14 protein-coding genes and 1 tRNA gene are annotated in these 17,010 nt (G+C 69.9%); 8 read left to right on the top strand and 7 right to left on the bottom strand.

Annotated features, from left to right (window positions below):
• Positions 1 to 51 precede the first annotated feature (51 nt).
• Positions 52 to 879, top strand: coding sequence for a helix-turn-helix transcriptional regulator (locus CP983_RS25810; protein WP_150502104.1), 828 nt, complete (start codon positions 52 to 54; stop codon positions 877 to 879).
• Between the two features lie 342 nt (positions 880 to 1,221).
• Here the strand turns inward: CP983_RS25810 and CP983_RS25805 are convergent, their stop codons facing one another.
• Positions 1,222 to 2,610 carry a cystathionine beta-synthase gene (locus CP983_RS25805; protein WP_030959229.1) on the bottom strand — a complete coding sequence of 463 codons (1,389 nt, stop codon included), beginning with the start codon at positions 2,608 to 2,610 and terminating at the stop codon, positions 1,222 to 1,224.
• A 166-nt stretch (positions 2,611 to 2,776) separates the two neighbouring features.
• On the opposite strand from CP983_RS25805, the gene CP983_RS25800 reads away from it, so the two are divergent.
• From CP983_RS25800 to CP983_RS25790, 3 genes are all read left to right on the top strand, one after another.
• Entirely contained in the window at positions 2,777 to 3,802 is a 1,026-nt protein-coding gene (locus CP983_RS25800; protein ID WP_107905785.1) for an SGNH/GDSL hydrolase family protein, read from the top strand.
• Between the two features lie 138 nt (positions 3,803 to 3,940).
• Entirely contained in the window at positions 3,941 to 5,161 is a 1,221-nt protein-coding gene (locus tag CP983_RS25795) for an acetyl-CoA C-acetyltransferase (protein WP_150502102.1), read from the top strand.
• Between the two features lie 286 nt (positions 5,162 to 5,447).
• Positions 5,448 to 6,239, top strand: a complete 792-nt coding sequence (locus CP983_RS25790; protein WP_037863950.1) for a hypothetical protein — start codon at positions 5,448 to 5,450, stop codon at positions 6,237 to 6,239.
• Between the two features lie 3 nt (positions 6,240 to 6,242).
• Here the strand turns inward: CP983_RS25790 and CP983_RS25785 are convergent, their stop codons facing one another.
• The gene (locus tag CP983_RS25785; protein ID WP_163016927.1) at positions 6,243 to 6,554 is read right to left on the bottom strand and encodes a hypothetical protein; all 312 of its coding nucleotides are present in this window, start codon (positions 6,552 to 6,554) and stop codon (positions 6,243 to 6,245) included.
• Positions 6,555 to 6,648: 94 nt separating this feature from the next.
• On the opposite strand from CP983_RS25785, the gene CP983_RS25780 reads away from it, so the two are divergent.
• Entirely contained in the window at positions 6,649 to 6,879 is a 231-nt protein-coding gene (locus CP983_RS25780) for a DUF4287 domain-containing protein (RefSeq protein ID WP_030950471.1), read from the top strand.
• Positions 6,880 to 6,966: 87 nt separating this feature from the next.
• Here CP983_RS25780 and CP983_RS25775 read toward each other — a convergent pair whose 3' ends face one another.
• From CP983_RS25775 to CP983_RS25765, 3 genes are all read right to left on the bottom strand, one after another.
• Positions 6,967 to 7,860, bottom strand: a complete 894-nt coding sequence (locus CP983_RS25775; protein WP_107905787.1) for a Bax inhibitor-1/YccA family protein — start codon at positions 7,858 to 7,860, stop codon at positions 6,967 to 6,969.
• 214 nt (positions 7,861 to 8,074) lie between these two features.
• Positions 8,075 to 9,250: a 4-hydroxybenzoate 3-monooxygenase gene (locus tag CP983_RS25770; RefSeq protein WP_150502100.1), complete on the bottom strand. Its 1,176-nt coding sequence runs from the start codon at positions 9,248 to 9,250 to the stop codon at positions 8,075 to 8,077.
• A gap of 147 nt (positions 9,251 to 9,397) precedes the next feature.
• A tRNA-Leu gene (locus CP983_RS25765) sits at positions 9,398 to 9,481 on the bottom strand.
• A 393-nt stretch (positions 9,482 to 9,874) separates the two neighbouring features.
• Here CP983_RS25765 and CP983_RS25755 point away from each other — a divergent pair.
• Both CP983_RS25755 and CP983_RS25750 read left to right on the top strand, forming a co-directional pair.
• Positions 9,875 to 10,645, top strand: a complete 771-nt coding sequence (locus tag CP983_RS25755; RefSeq protein WP_030950468.1) for an ABC transporter ATP-binding protein — start codon at positions 9,875 to 9,877, stop codon at positions 10,643 to 10,645.
• Positions 10,645 to 13,176, top strand: coding sequence for an ABC transporter permease (locus CP983_RS25750; protein WP_107905789.1), 2,532 nt, complete (start codon positions 10,645 to 10,647; stop codon positions 13,174 to 13,176). Before CP983_RS25755 ends, CP983_RS25750 begins: the two co-directional genes overlap by 1 nt.
• Positions 13,177 to 13,240: 64 nt before the next feature.
• Here the strand turns inward: CP983_RS25750 and CP983_RS25745 are convergent, their stop codons facing one another.
• Positions 13,241 to 14,545: an SAM-dependent methyltransferase gene (locus CP983_RS25745; RefSeq protein ID WP_125528600.1), complete on the bottom strand. Its 1,305-nt coding sequence runs from the start codon at positions 14,543 to 14,545 to the stop codon at positions 13,241 to 13,243.
• Between the two features lie 230 nt (positions 14,546 to 14,775).
• Positions 14,776 to 16,164, bottom strand: coding sequence for an NAD(P)/FAD-dependent oxidoreductase (locus CP983_RS25740; RefSeq protein ID WP_125528599.1), 1,389 nt, complete (start codon positions 16,162 to 16,164; stop codon positions 14,776 to 14,778).
• A 547-nt stretch (positions 16,165 to 16,711) separates the two neighbouring features.
• Here CP983_RS25740 and CP983_RS25735 point away from each other — a divergent pair.
• Positions 16,712 to 16,930, top strand: a complete 219-nt coding sequence (locus CP983_RS25735) for a hypothetical protein (protein WP_107905792.1) — start codon at positions 16,712 to 16,714, stop codon at positions 16,928 to 16,930.
• Positions 16,931 to 17,010 lie beyond the last annotated feature (80 nt).

The raw sequence follows: 17,010 nt of genomic DNA, 5'->3' as shown, positions 1-17,010 counted from the left end.
GTGTCTGGCAGTACCAGGCTCACGACCCGCCGCCGGTCTAGGCTCGAACCCATGGACGGGAACCTGGGAGACTTCCTGCGCTCGCGCCGTGGCCGGATCAGCCCGGAGGAGCTGGGGCTGCCGTCGTACGGGCGGCGCCGCGTTCCGGGACTGCGCCGCGAGGAGGTGGCGCAGCTGGCGGGGGTGAGCGTCGACTACTACGTCCGTCTGGAACAGGGCCGGGGGCCGAGCGTCTCGGATGCCGTTCTGGACGCCATCGCGCGGGTTCTGCGGCTGGACGAGACGGAGCACGCCTATCTGTACACGGTGGCCCGGCCCCGCCGCCGCGGCCCACGCCGGCCGGAGGCGACACGGGTCCGCCCCGGCATCCAGGCGCTGCTGGACAGCATGGAGCGCACACCGGCCTTCGTGATGGGCCCGCGTATGGACGTCCTCGCGTGGAACTCCCTCGCCGGCACGGTGAACGGCTACGGCGACACCGCCCCTGAGGACCGCAACATCCCCCGGCACGTCTTCCTCGACCCGGCCGCCCACGACCTCTACCCAGACTGGCCGGGCATCGCGGCCCAGGCGGTCGCGCATCTGCGACTGAACGCCGGCCGCCGCCCCGACGACCCCGAACTGAACACCCTCGTCGGCGAACTGTGCGGCAGGAGCGAGGACTTCCGCCGCATGTGGGCGGACCACGAGGTCCAGGCCTGCCTGGCCGGCAGCAAGAGCATCGACCATCCGCTCGCGGGCCTGTTGTCCCTCGACTTCGAGACACTGACCGTCCCGACGGAACCGGAGCAGACGGTGGTGGTGTACACACCGCAGCGAGGCTCGGACACGGCCGAGAGGCTTGCGCTGCTGGGGAGTTGGGCCACCGCAGGGGTGTAGTTCCCCTCGCCGGAAGGGGTGTGCGCGGGGACCGCCGCACCCCCGTTGCCGGGGGGCGGGACGACGGCGGTCCCCGCGAAGGACGCGGGCCGGGTCAGGGCCGGGCTTGCGCGTCCGTGGCGTCCATGGAGGTCCGGGAGCCGCTCCGGAGGTCCTTGGACGTTCGGCGCCGGCTCGGGCGGGGAGCCGCTCCCGCCCTGCCGACACCCACTAATGTGCCGGACCCGTGTTAAGCGGGTGCTGCGTGAACGTGTCGCGCTCGTACCAGTTCCGCGACGGCCCGAGCGGCCCCGGTCACCGCAAGTTCGCCGCGGACACGGCCCGTTCACCGCAGGTTCGCCGCTACTTCCCGCCCTTGGCCAGGAACGCCAGCAGGTCCTGCCGGCTGACCACACCGGTCGGCTTGCCCTCGACCAGCACGATCGCCGCGTCCGCGCCGCCCAGCACCGACATCAGGTCGCCGACCGGCTCGCCGGAGCCGACCTGCGGCAGCGGCGCCGACATGTGCTTCTCCAGCGGGTCGTCGAGGGAGGCCCGCTTGGTGAACAGGGCGTCCAGCAGCTCCCGTTCGACGACCGACCCGACGACCTCGGCCGCCATGACGTCCGGGTGACCGGCGCCCGGCTTCACGATCGGCATCTGCGAGACGCCGTACTCGCGCAGCACCTCGATGGCCTGACCGACCGTCTCGTCCGGGTGCATGTGGACGAGGGAGGGGATGGCGCCGTGCTCCTTGTCGTTGAGGACGTCGGCGACGCGCGCGTTCGGGCCCTCGTCCTCCAGGAAGCCGTAGTCGGCCATCCACTCGTCGTTGAAGATCTTGCTGAGGTAGCCGCGGCCGCTGTCGGGCAGCAGCACGACCACGACGTCGTCCGGGCCGAGCCGCTCGGCGACCTCCAGGGCGGCCACGACGGCCATGCCGCAGGAGCCGCCGACCAGCAGGCCCTCCTCCTTGGCCAGGCGCCGGGTCATCTGGAAGGAGTCCTTGTCGGACACGGCGACGATCTCGTCGGCCACGGTCCGGTCGTAGGCGGTCGGCCAGAAGTCCTCACCGACGCCCTCGACGAGGTACGGCCGCCCGGAACCGCCGGAGTACACCGAGCCCTCGGGGTCGGCGCCGACGACCTGCACCTTGCCGTCGCTGGCGTCCTTCAGATAGCGGCCGGTGCCGGAGATGGTGCCGCCGGTGCCCACGCCCGCCACGAAGTGGGTGATCTTCCCCTCCGTCTGCTCCCACAGCTCGGGGCCGGTGGAGTGGTAGTGGGAGAGCGGGTTGTTGGGGTTGGAGTACTGGTCCGGCTTCCAGGCGCCCGGCGTCTCACGGACCAGGCGGTCGGAGACGTTGTAGTACGAGTCCGGGTGCTCGGGGTCCACGGCGGTCGGGCAGACCACGACCTCGGCCCCGTAGGCCCGCAGCACGTTGATCTTGTCGGTGCTGACCTTGTCGGGACACACGAAGATGCACTTGTACCCCTTCTGCTGAGCCACGATCGCGAGGCCGACGCCGGTGTTGCCGCTGGTCGGCTCGACGATGGTGCCGCCGGGCTTGAGCGCACCGCTCTCCTCGGCGGCCTCGATCATGCGCAGGGCGATGCGGTCCTTCACGGATCCGCCCGGGTTGAAGTACTCGACCTTGGCCAGGACGGTGGCCTGGATGCCCTTGGTCACGTTGTTGAGCCTCACCAGCGGGGTGTTGCCGACGAGACTGATCATCGAGTCGTGGAAATGCACCGTTGTCTCCGGATGCTGCAAAAAGGGTGGTCGTAGTGGTTACGCCAGCCTAGGCCCTGCGGCCGGCGCGGGTCCGGTGAAGGTCGTTCACTCGCGGTTGGGATTGGGCGACGGTCCGTGCGGGGCAAGCAGTTGATGTACGGCTATGAGGAGGTGGCGGCGACGCATGACGAGCATGTCTAGGGCGAGGGTGGCCCGGCGGATCGCGGCGGGCGCCGCGTACGGCGGAGGCGGCATCGGTCTGGCCGGCGCGGCGGCCGTGGGCCTGCTGCTCGCCGAGGTGCGGATGGCCCGGCGTCACGTGGGCAACGGCACGAGCAACCACGTGCCGAACGCCGACGGCCGCTACGGCCACCTCTACGCGACCCCCGGGGAACAGCCGCTGCGGCTGACGATGCTGGGTGACTCGACGGCGGCGGGCCAGGGCGTGCACCGCGCGGGCCAGACCCCGGGCGCGCTGCTGGCGTCGGGGCTGGCGGCGGTGGCGGAGCGCCCGGTGGTCCTGCGCAATGTGGCCCTGCCGGGCGCCCGCTCGGACGACCTGGACCGGCAGGTGGCCCTGATCCTGGCCGACCCGGCCCTGACCCCGGACGTCTGCGTGATCATGATCGGCGCGAACGACGTCACCAACCGGATGCCCGCGACGCGCTCGGTGCGCCACCTCTCCTCGGCGGTACGGCGGCTGCGCACGGCCGGTGCGGAGGTGGTGGTCGGCACCTGTCCCGACCTGGGCACCATCGAGCCGGTGCAGCAGCCCTTGCGCTGGCTGGCCCGGCGCGCCTCCCGTCAGCTGGCGGCGGCCCAGACGATCGGCGCCGTCGAGCAGGGCGGCCGTACGGTGTCGCTGGGCGATCTGCTCGGCCCGGAGTTCGAGGCGAACCCGCGCGAGCTCTTCGGCCCGGACAACTACCACCCCTCGGCGGAGGGCTACGCCACCGCGGCGATGGCGGTGCTGCCGACGGTCTGCGCCACGCTGGGCCTGTGGCCGGCGGAGGAGGAGCGCCCCGACGTCACCCGCCGCGAGGGCTTCCTGCCGGTGGCCCGGGCAGCGGCCGAGGCGGCCTCGGAGGCTGGCACGGAGGTCACGGCCGCCATGCAGACGGGCCCCAAGGGCCCCTGGGCCCTGCTCAAGCGCCGCCGCCGTCGGCGCGTCCCGGAGCCGGACCGGGCCCCGGTGACACCGTCGTCGTAGCGCGCGGCCCAGCGAGGAAAGCAAGCGCTTATTAAATTGCGGCAAGGGTCACACCGCCATGCCCGTGACCTTGTCCATACGTGCGGGTAACTTCCCTCACAGTCCTGCCCGACCCCCCGGTATGCCCATGGAGCCGTGATGCCCGAAGCCGTGATCGTCTCGACCGCCCGCTCCCCCATCGGCCGCGCCTTCAAGGGCTCCCTGAAGGACCTGCGCCCGGACGACCTCACCGCCACGATCATCCAGGCCGCGCTCGCCAAGGTCCCCGAGTTGGACCCGCGCGACATCGACGACCTGCACCTCGGCTGCGGTCTCCCCGGTGGCGAGCAGGGCAACAACCTCGGCCGTATCGTCGCCGTGCAGATGGGCATGGACCACCTCCCTGGCTGCACCGTCACGCGCTACTGCTCCTCGTCGCTGCAGACCTCCCGCATGGCCCTGCACGCCATCAAGGCCGGCGAGGGCGACGTCTTCATCTCGGCGGGCGTCGAGATGGTCTCCAGCTTCGCCAAGGGCAACTCCGACAGCCTCCCGGACACCCACAACCCGTTCTTCGCCGAGGCCGAGGCCCGCACCGCCGAGGTCGCCCAGCAGGAGGGCACCACCTGGCACGACCCGCGCGAGGACGGCCTCGTGCCGGACGCCTACATCGCGATGGGCCAGACCGCCGAGAACCTGGCCCGGTCCAAGGGCGTCACCCGTCAGGACATGGACGAGTTCGGCGTCCGCTCGCAGAACCTCGCCGAGGAAGCCATCAAGAACGGCTTCTGGGAGCGCGAGATCACCCCGGTGACCCTCCCCGACGGCACCGTCGTCGCCAAGGACGACGGCCCGCGCGCCGGCGTCACCATGGAGGGCGTCCAGGGCCTGAAGCCGGTCTTCCGCCCCGACGGTCTCGTCACCGCCGCCAACTGCTGCCCCCTCAACGACGGCGCCGCCGCGGTCGTGATCATGTCCGACACCAAGGCCCGCGAGCTCGGCCTCACCCCGCTCGCCCGCATCGTCTCCACCGGCGTCTCCGGCCTGTCCCCCGAGATCATGGGTCTCGGCCCGGTCGAGGCGAGCAACCAGGCGCTGCGCCGCGCCGGCCTGACCATCGACGACATCGACCTGGTCGAGATCAACGAGGCGTTCGCCGCCCAGGTGATCCCCTCCTACCGCGACCTGGGCATCGACCTGGACAAGCTGAACGTCAACGGCGGCGCCATCGCCGTCGGCCACCCCTTCGGCATGACCGGCGCCCGCATCACCGGCACGCTCATCAACTCCCTCCAGTTCCACGACAAGCAGTTCGGTCTGGAGACGATGTGCGTCGGCGGCGGCCAGGGCATGGCGATGGTCATCGAGCGCCTGAGCTGACCCCCCGAGAGCGACTGTTTGCGTAGTCGCCGCACGACCCAGCGTGAGCCTTCGGCCCAGAACCCGAGAAACTCCAAGGTTCTGGGCCGTTTTGTGATCCAATCTCCCCCAGGATGTGACCTATCTCCCTTCGCGGAGGGATTTACGCAGGTCAGAACAGTTTCAGCACCAAACCCCAGACCCAAATCCCTGTCCGTTTCGTGACCTTACGCACTGACAGCTGGATAGTCCGCCCTTCAAGCTGATGTAGGAAGTCGGGGGTCGACTTTGAACCGGGAGTACGTCAGTGAGCGCCATGCCGATCGCTTTGCTGCTCACCACGGCCGCCACCGGCGCCGTGGGCGTCGCCGTCCTGCGCACCCTCATGGGGCTGCGCCGACAGGTCGCGGCCCTGCACACCGAGCTGGCACAGAACAACGCCGCCACGGCCCGTGGCCTCGTCCCGCAGGCCCGTGTCTCCGCCGACACCGATGAGATACGCGCGGCGGTGGCCGAGGCGCTCGCCGAGGAACGCGAGCGGGAACTGGCCGAGGCACGCGCCTTCTGGGCCGCCCAGGAGGCCCGTGACGCCTCCGACGCGCCCACGCTGCTGGGCCTGTCCGACAGCGAGCTCTTCCTGCCCCGACAGGCCGACTTCGCGGGTCTGGAGCACCTGGAGCCGGTGACCGAGCCGACCGCCGAGCCCGACGAGTTCGCCGGGGAGTCCCCCGAACTGGCCGCGGCCCGCCGCCGTCACCCCTCCCACCCGGACTTCGTCCCGGCCCCGTCGCCGGTGGTGAACGACCATGAGCGCACCGTGGCCACCCTCGAGGACCTGGCCGCCTCCGCCACCGAGCTGACCGACGTCCGCCCCGGCCCCCTGGGCACCCTCGACGTCTACGTCTTCGCCGACGGCACCACGCTGTGCATGACGCCGGGCCACCGCGAGACGGCGGAGCGACTGGCGACGGCGCTGCGCGCGGGCGAGACGCCGGTGCTGCTGGGCGGTTCGGGCATCTCGGGCGCGTACACGCTGACGTTCGCGTGCGGCGAGGAGAACGTCTACATCCTGGCCGACCGGGTCATAGCGTCCCTCTAGGGCTCACACCCCGGCCCGTTTCTGCGCCTCCTCCACCAGCCGCACCGCCTCCTCGACCTCTCCCTCGTCCGTGAGTACGAGGGCCAAGTCGTGGACGGCGACGATGACTTGGTCCGCCGCCGCGAACATCCCGGCGTCGGGCATCTCCCGGGGCTCCGACCCCGGTGCCTCCAGAAGCTGCGCCCGCCGGGCGAACTCCCTGGCCAGCGCCAGCGCCTCCGCGGCGGCGCTTCTCTGCAGCCGGCTCTGCGGTGCCGCCCGCAACCGGTCGGCGAAGTGATCTACGGCTCGGGTCAGACGCGTCGTATCAACCACGCCGTGAGCGTACGCGACTGTTGCCAACGGGCGAACGCTCAGGCACGGTGACCTGAAGGACCGGCTTACATCCCCTTTGCGTCCGGAGGCGCCGATGTCCCACGTCCTCTCCGAGGAGACCCACCGCAACATGCTCGCCCGCATCCCCCACTGCACCGGTCGTGAAGTCGCCGACTGGTTGCGCGCAGTCGAAGAAGGCCCCGCTCTCTTCAACTTCGAGGAGAAGGTCAGCTGGCTCCGCCACGAGCACAACCTCGCGTACGGCCACGCGAAGGCGCTCATCCACGAGTACGACCTGAGGAGGGCCGCGCGCAAACTGCTCTGAGCGCGCACCGGGACGACGAAGGGCCCCGGGAGAACCCGGGGCCCTTGGTCATGTCTCGCTCACGGCGGTGCCGTGCCCGAAGGAGTGTCAGTCGCTGCTGTTGAGGATCGAGATGAGCCTCAGGAACTCCATGTAGATCCACACCAGCGTCATGGTGAGGCCGAAGGCCGCCATCCAGGCCTCTTCGCGCGGCGCGCCGTAGGCGATGCCGTCCTCGACCTGCTTGAAGTCCAGGGCGAGGAAGCAGGCGCCGAGCAGGATGCCGATGACGCCGAACAGGATGCCGAGCGGGCCGCTGCGGAAGCCGAGGCCGTCACCGCCGCCGAAGACCGCGAACAGCAGGTTGATCGCCATCAGGGCGATGAAGCCGAGCGCGGCCGCCATCACGAAGCCGACGAACCGTCGGTTGACGCGGATCCAGCCCGCCTTGTAGGCCACCAGCACCGCGGCGAAGACCGCGAGCGTGCCGAGCACGGCCTGCATGGCCGCACCGCTGGCGATGCGGTTGTCGACGACGCTGGAGACCACACCGAGGAACACACCCTCGAGCGCGGCGTACGACAGGATCAGCGCGGGCGACGCCTTGCGCTTGAAGGACTGGACGAGCGCCAGGACCATGCCGACCAGACCGGCGACGATCGCGATGCCGTAGGACCGGCTGATGTTGGCGTCGTCGACCGGCAGCAGCGCCCAGGCGAGCGCGGCGGTGACGATCAGGATGCCGAGCGTGGTGCCGGTGCGCATGAGGACGTCGTCCATCGTCATGCGACCGGTGGTGGCCGGGGCCTGCGGCGGTGCGCCGTACGGGGCCTGCTGGGCGTACGGGTTCTGCGCGTACGGGTTGCCGGCCTGCGGCTGGGCGTAAGGGTTGCCCTGCGTGCCGACAGCGGCGCCCCCGGCCTGCGGCGCGGTGTTGAAGCCCGCGTAGCCGTTGTCGCGGCTGAACCCCCGTCGCGAGAAGACCGGGTTGCTGCTCCTCATTTCACTCCTCCATGGCCGCCGTGCGCGGCCTTGGCTCAAGAGTAATAGGTAGGCAAAGGATTGACCCTAGTGCTTGGGGAGGATCTTTCCCTCGTCGTGCTGGCCAACACGCTACGCGGCCGGGTGATTCCCAGCCACGGCCGGGCCCATTCATGACCAACCTGCGACGTGGCCGGAACCTGTCGGAGATCACTCCCCCGGCCTTCACCCCTCGTCACCCGAACGGAAACCCGGTGTACGCCTCGGCGAGATCCGTCTCCGCCGCCCTCGACGCCGCGATCCGCTCCAGGCGCGCGAGCTGGAGCCGGTCCTCGAACGGCGTGGCGCCCGGGGCACGGTGCAGCAGTGTCGTCATGTCGTAGGAGAACCGCTCGGCCTGCCAGACGCGGCGCAGACAGGTCGCCGAGTAGGCGTCGAGGAGTGCGGGCGAGCCCGTCCGCCTCTCGTGCGTCAGCGCCCGCGCGAAGGTGACGACATCGCCGATGGCGAGATTCAGTCCCTTGGCGCCCGTGGGCGGCACGATGTGGGCCGCGTCACCGGCCAGGAAGAGCCGGCCGTGCCGCATGGGTTCGTGGACGTAGGAGCGCATGGGCGTGACGGACTTCTGGGTGATGGGGCCGCGTTCGAGGCGCCAGTCGTCCGCGGTCTCGAAGCGGCGCTCCAGCTCGGCCCAGATCTCGTCGTCGCTCCACGAGTCCGCCTCCGTGCCCTCGGGCACCTGGAGGTAGAGGCGGGAGACCGACGGGGAGCGCATGGACAGCAGGGCGAAGCCGCGGTCGTGGCGGGCGTAGACCAGCTCGTCGTGGGAGGGGGCGACGTCGGCGAGGATGCCGAGCCAGCCGAAGGGGTACGTCCGCTCGAAGACCCGGACCAGCTCCTCGGGGATCGCCCTGCGGGCCACGCCCCAGAAGCCGTCGCAGCCGACGACGTAGTCGCATTCGAGGACGTCCTCGACGCCGTCCCGCCGGAAGCGCACGCGCGGGGCGGCGGTGTCCGCGCCCTCGACGGCCAGCGCCTCCGCCTCGAACAGCAGCGGGCCGCCCTCCTTCGACTGGAGGGCGATGAGGTCCTTGCAGACCTCGGTCTGGGCGTACACCATCACCGAGCGGCCGCCGGTGAGGGCGGTGAAGTCGACGCGGTGGCGCTTGCGGTCGTAGCGCAGCTCTATGCCGTCGTGCGGCAGGCCCTCGCGGTCCATCCGCTCCCCGGCGCCGGCCGCGCGCAGCACGTCCACCGTGCCCTGCTCCAGGATTCCGGCGCGCTGGCGGTGCTCGACGTAGGCCCGGTCGCGGCTCTCCAGGACGACCGAGTCGATGCCGGCGTTGTGGAGCAGGCGCGCGAGGAGGAGGCCGGCGGGGCCCGCTCCGATGATGCCGACGGTGGTGCGCATCGGTCGCTTCCCTTCACACTGTTCGTATGGTGAAGTTTTATTCACCATCTTCGTGCGAGTCTCCGTCCGGGCGCATCCGCTGTCAACGGTTGTGCGGGAACTGTTGAACCGGGGTCAACTCTTGAAGGAAGGGAGGGGTGTCGGAAGTGCCCAGAGCCGGACTTGAACCGGCACGCCCGCGAAGGGGCAGCGAGGTTTAAGCTCGCCGTGTCTGCATTCCACCATCTGGGCAGGCCATGGGCTCCGCATCGAGGTCCCGAGCCTATCGGGATACATCCCCCGAACAGCGGACGGGCGGACCGATGTTGTCTTATTTTATTGACGTCTGAGGGTGCATCAGCCCGCGGAACACGCCATCCGCACTTGCCAATAGCCTTCCGTGCGGCCGCCGGCGGCGCATGCGGAATGACGGAATTTCACCGCCCGAACAAGGACGCTCCACCTGTTCCCGATGCGAACAGGTGTCAGGGGTCGCCGTCATCCTCAGGTATGACGCGGCCGCCTCCGGTCCATCCGCAGTCTGCCTTCGGAACCGGAACAGGGACGGACTACACGGCGCCGGACGGCCGGGACGATGGATACGTACGTCGAACACACCGCCGTCCCCATAGGAGCGTCCTTCTCGTGACCACCGCACCCATCGCCGACCGGGCCACGACCGTGGCCGCGCGGGCCACGGATCTGTCGAAGATCTACGGACAGGGCGAGACCCAGGTGGTCGCCCTGGACCGGGTCTCCGTCGACTTCCGGCAGGCCGAGTTCACCGCGATCATGGGCCCGTCCGGCTCCGGCAAGTCCACGCTGATGCACTGCGTCGCCGGTCTGGACACCTTCTCCTCCGGTTCCGTGCGCATCGGCGACACCGAACTCGGCACCCTGAAGGACAAGCAGCTCACCAAGTTGCGCCGGGACAAGATCGGTTTCATCTTCCAGGCGTTCAACCTGCTGCCGACGCTGACCGCGCTGGAGAACATCACCCTCCCGATGGACATCGCGGGCCGCAAGCCGGACCAGCAGTGGGTGGACTCGGTGATCCGGATGATCGGTCTCTCCGACCGGCTCAAGCACCGCCCCGCCCAGCTCTCCGGCGGCCAGCAGCAGCGCGTCGCGGTGGCCCGCGCCCTCGCCTCCCGCCCCGAGATCATCTTCGGCGACGAGCCGACCGGAAACCTCGACTCGCGCTCCGGCGCCGAGGTGCTGGGCTTCCTTCGCAACTCTGTACGCGAGTTGGGGCAGACGGTCGTGATGGTGACCCATGACCCGGTGGCCGCCGCGTACGCGGACCGCGTGGTGTTCCTGGCCGACGGACGCATCGTCGACGAGATGTACCGGCCGACCGCGGACAACGTGCTCGACTTCATGAAGCAGTTCGACGCGAAGGGCCGCACCAGCTGATGTTCCGCACCGCCCTGCGCAACGTTCTCGCGCACAAGGCCCGGCTCCTGATGACCGTGCTCGCCGTGATGCTCGGCGTCGCGTTCGTCTCCGGCACCCTGGTCTTCGCCGACACCCTCTCCAACGCCTTCCGCAACCAGTCGGCGAAGAGCTACGACGACGTCGCCGTCTCCGTCACCTCGCACGCCGACCCGGACAACCCCAAGGAAGAGCCCGGCCTCTCCGGCAGGACCCTCGACAAGATCACCGCCGTCGACGGCGTCGCCGGCGCGTACGGCCGCGTCGAGGGCTTCGCCGGGGTCGCCGACCCCGACGGGAAGCTGATCGGCGTCGGCTGGTCCAACAAGGGCTCCAACTTCGCCCCCGGCAAGGACGGCAAGGACAGCGCCTACACCTTCACCGACGGCTCCGGCCCGGTGAAGGACGATCAGATCGCCCTGGACAAGGACTCCGCGACCAAGGGCGAGTACCAGGTCGGCGACCGGGTGCGCGTCGCCACCAACGGCCCGGTGAAGGAGTACACCCTCAGCGGTGTCTTCACCACCGAGGACGGCGCCGTGAACGCCGGCGGCAGCCTCGTCCTCTTCGACACCGCGGTCGCCCAGAAGCAGTACCTCAAGCCGGGCTACTTCGAGAGCGTCACCGTCACCGCCGCCCCCGGCGCCGACGACGCGAAGATCCTGGCCGCGGTCAAGCCGCTGCTGCCCGACACCGCCGATGCCCAGACCGGCAAGGCGCTCGCGGACGAGCAGGCCGAGCAGATCGAACAGGGCATGGGCAACCTCAAGCAGGTCCTGCTCGGATTCGCCGGCATCGCGCTGTTCGTCGGCGTCTTCCTGATCTCCAACACCTTCACGATGCTGGTCGCCCAGCGCACGAAGGAGATCGCCCTGATGCGCGCCGTCGGTGCGTCGCGCAAGCAGATCACCCGCTCGGTGCTCGCCGAGGCCGCGGTGGTCGGCCTGGTCGCCTCGGTGATCGGCTTCGTCCTCGGCATCGGCCTCGCGGTCGGTCTGCGCTCCGGCATGGCCGCGTTCGAGATGAAGATCCCGGACGGCCCGCTGGTCCTGTCCGCCACGCCGGTGATCGCCGCGATCGCGGTCGGCGTGCTGATCACGATGTTCGCCGCCTGGCTGCCCGGCCGCCGGGCCGCGAAGATCCCGCCGGTCGCCGCCATGAACAGCCTGCACGCGGTGGCCACCACCAAGTCGCTGGTGCTGCGCAACTCCATCGGCGCGGCCATCACCGCCCTCGGCGCGGCCGGGATCGTGCTGGGCGCCTCGACCGGCGGCGACGACGGCCGGATGTACATCGGGGCGGGGGCGTTCTTCTCGCTGATCGGCGTGATCATCCTGATCCCGCTGCTGTCGCGGCCCGTGATCGCGCTCGTCCGCCCGCTGCTCGTCGGCCCCTTCGGAGTGGCCGGCAAGCTGGCCGGCCAGAACGCGGTCCGCAACCCGCGCCGTACCGGAGCCACCGCCTCGGCGCTGGCGATCGGACTGACGCTGGTGACCGGTCTGTCGGTGCTCGGCATCACGGTCGGCACGGCCATCGACAAGATGACCACGGACAACATCAAGGCCGACTACATGGTCTCGATGGCGAACGGCGGGGACCTCGACCAGTCCGCCCTTACGGCGCTGGAGAAGGCCAAGGGCGTCTCCGCGGTCTCCCCGCAGCAGGACGCCTACCTCCAGGCCGGCGACGACTACGTGTCCGCCTCCGCGGTCACCCCGGGCGACATCCAGCGGGTCCTGAACGTCGACGTCGTCAGCGGCAACGTCGACTCGCTCGCGAAGGGGCAGATCGCGGTCGCCGAGAAGACGGCGAAGAGCAAGGGCTGGAAGCCCGGCGACAGCGTCTCCTTCACCTTCGCCGACGAGAAGAAGGCCACGCTGACGGTCGGCGCGGTCTACAAGGACAGCGAGTTCCTCTCGCCCGTCCTCATCGACACCGAGGTGGTGAACGAGCACGAGGCGAAGCCGTACATCCGGCAGATCTTCGTGAAGGTCGACGGCGGCCAGTCCTCGGCGAACGAGAAGGTCCTCATCGACGCGCTGGGCGACAACCCCGCGATCACCGTCATGGACCGGCAGGACATCCGCAACGAGTTCGGCGGGGCCATCAACACCCTGCTGAACATCATGTACGGCCTGCTGGCGATGGCCCTGATCATCGCGGTGCTGGGTGTCGTCAACACCCTCGCGATGTCGGTGTTCGAGCGGCAGCAGGAGATCGGCATGCTGCGGGCGATCGGTCTCGACCGGCGCCGGGTGAAGCGGATGGTCCGGCTGGAGGCCGTGGTCATCTCGGTGTTCGGCGCGGTGGTCGGCATCGGTCTCGGCTCGTTCCTCGGCTGGGCGATCGGCGAGACCTTCGCCGACCAGATCCCGGGCTACGCGCTGGTCCTGCCCTGGGACCGGATCGGGATCTTCCTGGTGCTGGCCGGTCTGGTGGGCGTCCTGGCCGCGATGTGGCCGGCCCGCAACGCCGCGAAGCTCAACATGCTGAACGCGATCAAGGCCGAGTAGCGCCTCGACGCACCGAAGGGCCGGGCTTCCCCACGGGGGCCCGGCCCTTCGGCTTGCGTCCGGCTCAACGGCCCTCGGATTCGCCCCACTCGCGGGCGCGCAGCGCCATCCCGGAGTCGCCGGATTCGGGGGTTCGCACCGCCAGCACCTGGTTGACGCCGATGCGGTTGCGCTCGAAGGCCAGCGCCGAGGCGGCCATGTACAGCCGCCACACGCGGGCGCGCCCGAAGCCGCTGAGCCTGACCGCGCGCGCCCAGTCGGCCTCCAGGTTGGCCACCCAGCGGCGCAGCGTCAGGGCGTAGTGCTCCCGGATCGACTCGACGTCGCGCACCTCGAAACCGGCGCGCTCCAACTGGGCGACGGTGACTCCGACGGGCTGGAGCTCGCCGTCGGGGAACACATAGGCGTCGATGAAATCGTCGACCTCGTACGACGATTCGTCGCGCTGCGGGCGCCGGGCGATCTGGTGGTTGAGCAGCCGCCCGCCGGGCTTGAGCAGCCGGTGCAGCACATCGGCGTACTCCAGGTACCGCTCGGCGCCGACGTGCTCGGCCATGCCGATGGAGGAGATGGCGTCGTAGGGCCCGTCGCCGACCTCCCGGTAGTCCTGGACGCGGATCTCCACCCGGTCGGTGAGCCCCTCGTCGGCGACGCGCTTGCGGGCGTAGGCGGCCTGCTCCTGGGAGAGGGTGATGCCGACGACGCTCACGCCGTACTCGCGGGCGGCGTGCATCGCCATGGAGCCCCAGCCGCAGCCGACGTCGAGCAGCCGCATGCCGGGCTTCAGGCCGAGCTTGCGGCAGACGAGGTCGAGCTTGTCGCGCTGGGCTGTCTCCAGGGTGCTGTCCGGGGCGGGCCAGTAGGCGCAGGAGTACACCATGGACGGGCCGAGGACGATCTCGTAGAAGTCGTTGCCGACGTCGTAGTGGTGGCTGATGGCGCGCTTGTCGGTGCGCTTGGTGTGCAGATGGCCCGGCCGGCGCACCTCCTCGGGCGGCGGCGCGGGCGGCAGCGGTACTCCGCCGAGCCGGACGAGCCCGCGGACCGCGGCGCGCACCTCGGGGTCCCGAAGCGCCTGAGCCAGGCTCCGGGCGTCCTCGCCCCGCTCCCACACGAGCCCCGCGAGCAGGTCGAGGGCGGCGTACAGATCCCCCTCGATCTCCAGGTCCCCGGCGACCCAGGCCCGGGCGAGCCCCAGCTCACCCGGCTTGAACAACAGCCGCCGCACGGCACGGCGGTTGCGTACGACGAGGGTCGGCGCGCCCGGCGGACCCGCCTGCGAACCGTCCCAGGCGCGGATGCGCACCGGGAGCGGAACCCCCAGCAACTGTTCGAGAAGACTCTTCAGCCGCACCGCGGCGTCTGCCATGGCACACACCTCCGTGATAACGGATCCCGGAATACCCGACACCACGTAAACACCTGAGGGGCCCGTTGACAGTCCCCCACGCGCGTTACGGCTGGGCAAAACAGGTGCAGGAGCCACCCGGTCGGCCCGCGCGGCGGTCGTGCCCGGGAACGCCGAAGGACCTCCCGCACCACGGATGGCGGGAGGTCCTTCGGTCGGTTCGGCCACCTCGGGAGGTCAGCCGGAGGGGTTCAGGAGGCCTTGGCCTTCTCGCCCTTGTCGGCAGCGCTCGCGGCGGCGACCGGCGCCGGCTTGGCGGCCTCGTAGAACTCCTCGCGGGGAGTCTCCAGGGCACCGAGGGCGACGACCTCGCGCTTGAGGAACATGCCGAGGGTCCAGTCGGCGAAGACGCGGATCTTGCGGTTGAAGGTCGGCATCGCCATGCCGTGGTAGCCACGGTGCATGTACCAGGCGAGACGGCCCTTGAGCTTGATCTTCATCTTGCCCATGACGATCATCGCCACGCCCTTGTGGAGGCCGAGGCCCGCCACCGCGCCCTTGTTGGCGTGCGAGTAGTCCTTCTGCGGGAAGCCCCGCATGCCGGAGATCACGTTGTCGCCGAGGACCTTGGCCTGACGCAGCGCGTGCTGGGCGTTCGGCGGGCACCAGGCGTTGGGGTTGCCGGCCTTGCGGCCGACGAGGTCCGGGACCTGGGCGTTGTCGCCGGCGGCCCAGATGTAGTCGGTGCCCGCGACCTGGAGGGTCGGCTCGCAGTCGACGTGACCGCGCGGGCCGAGGGGCAGGCCGAAGCGGGAGAGCGCCGGGTTCGGCTTGACGCCGGCCGTCCACACGATGGTGTTGGAGTCGACCTCGAGGCCGTTCTTCAGCACGACGTGGCCGTCGACGCAGGAGTCCATGGAGGTCGAGAGGTAGACCTCGACGCCACGGGCCTCCAGGTGCTCCTTGCCGTACTGGCCGAGCTTGGGACCGACCTCGGGAAGGATCTTGTCGGCGGCGTCGACGAGGACGAACCGCATGTCCTCGCGGGAGACGCTGGTGTAGTACTTGGCCGCGTCGCGGGCCATGTCCTCGACCTCACCGATGGTCTCGGCGCCGGCGAAGCCGCCGCCGATGAAGACGAAGGTGAGCGCCTTGCGGCGGATCTCCTCGTCGGTGGTGGAGTCGGCCTTGTCCAGCTGCTCGAGGACGTGGTTGCGCAGGCCGATGGCCTCCTCGATGCCCTTCATGCCGATGCCCTGCTCGGCGAGGCCGGGGATCGGGAAGGTGCGGGAGACCGCGCCCATCGCGATGACCAGGTAGTCGAAGGGCAGCTCGTACGCCTCGCCGACCAGCGGGGCGATCGTGGCGACCTTGCGGTCCTGATCGATGGTGGTGACCCGGCCGGTGAGGACCTCCGCCTTGGGCAGCACGCGTCGCAGCGGGACGACGACGTGGCGCGGGGAGATGCTGCCGGCGGCGGTTTCGGGGAGGAAGGGCTGGTAGGTCATGTACGACCGGGGGTCGACGACCGTGACGGTCGCCTCTCCGTAGCGCATCTTCTTGAGGATGCGCCGAGCTGCGTACAGGCCTACGTACCCACCGCCTACTACGAGGATCCTGGGACGCTCCGTGGTGCTCATGCCATCGAGTATCCACCCGCCTCAGGGGGGTCGCTCGTGCGCCCCTTCACAAGCTCTTCCACACCCTGTGCTACTATCCCCGGCCCGCGTGACACAGGTCATGGTCACTTGCGGGAACCGGCGTGCGGTACGACCCGTTGTCAATGCCGCGTGAGCTGCCTCTCTGTCGCAACGGGCCCTCTGTGAGGGGCACCTGGCAGCCTCCGCCGAAGGACCCCCGAAGCCTCCTTACACGAGGCATCTGAACATGTTCAAGGGCCTGTTCACCCCTCGGAAGGGTCAACCGGCACCTGGACATGCTCCGACAGGGCCGAATTCCTTGTGAAGAACTTCACGAACATTCTCGGGCGGGCCGCTCCGGGAGGGCTCCAAGGGGCTCGGAAGCCCCCTCGAAAGCGCTCACACGCTAGCCGTACCGCTCACTCGATGGCTACCGGCAGGTAGCAAAACGAGACACGAACCACCCCGTACCTGCGATCTGAGGCACCGTCACCCGTCCAGCCACTCTCCGCGCGAAAATGATCAGAAGGGCACATAGCGTGCAGCCATGATCACTTCACGGAAGGCCCCCAAGCGGGCCGGCAAGCGAATAGTCTCGGTCGGCGTTGCCCTCGGCATCGCCATGGCGACGGGCGCCCTCACGGCGGCGTCCGCCTCGGCCATGACGCCCGTCCATTCCTCCAAGGCCACCCTCGCACAGGCGAGTCACGGTTACGGCGGAGACGACGACGGGTGCAGCGGCCTCATCGTCATCCTCTGCAACTGACGTCGGCCCGCTCGGGCTCGCACGACGGCCCCGGTTCCCTCCCGCAGGAAGGGCACCGGGGCCGTTCGGTGTCGCGGCGC

Origin of the sequence: Streptomyces chartreusis, assembly GCF_008704715.1 — a bacterium.
Classification (GTDB): Bacteria; Actinomycetota; Actinomycetes; order Streptomycetales; family Streptomycetaceae; genus Streptomyces; species Streptomyces chartreusis.
The sequence above is the reverse complement of the archived record's forward strand: the minus strand, read 5'-3'. Positions and strand labels throughout refer to the sequence as shown.

Bases quoted from the DNA above. Each gene is read 5' to 3' on its own strand.
- CP983_RS25745 (WP_125528600.1), bottom strand. From the start codon at position 14,545: ATGGCAGACGCCGCGGTGCGGCTGAAGAGTCTTCTCGAACAGTTGCTG.
- CP983_RS25775 (WP_107905787.1), bottom strand. From the start codon at position 7,860: ATGAGGAGCAGCAACCCGGTCTTCTCGCGACGGGGGTTCAGCCGCGAC.
- CP983_RS25780 (WP_030950471.1), top strand. From the start codon at position 6,649: ATGTCCCACGTCCTCTCCGAGGAGACCCACCGCAACATGCTCGCCCGC.
- CP983_RS25740 (WP_125528599.1), bottom strand. From the start codon at position 16,164: ATGAGCACCACGGAGCGTCCCAGGATCCTCGTAGTAGGCGGTGGGTAC.
- CP983_RS25810 (WP_150502104.1), top strand. From the start codon at position 52: ATGGACGGGAACCTGGGAGACTTCCTGCGCTCGCGCCGTGGCCGGATC.
- CP983_RS25800 (WP_107905785.1), top strand. From the start codon at position 2,777: ATGACGAGCATGTCTAGGGCGAGGGTGGCCCGGCGGATCGCGGCGGGC.
- CP983_RS25770 (WP_150502100.1), bottom strand. From the start codon at position 9,250: ATGCGCACCACCGTCGGCATCATCGGAGCGGGCCCCGCCGGCCTCCTC.
- CP983_RS25750 (WP_107905789.1), top strand. From the start codon at position 10,645: ATGTTCCGCACCGCCCTGCGCAACGTTCTCGCGCACAAGGCCCGGCTC.
- CP983_RS25795 (WP_150502102.1), top strand. From the start codon at position 3,941: ATGCCCGAAGCCGTGATCGTCTCGACCGCCCGCTCCCCCATCGGCCGC.
- CP983_RS25735 (WP_107905792.1), top strand. From the start codon at position 16,712: ATGATCACTTCACGGAAGGCCCCCAAGCGGGCCGGCAAGCGAATAGTC.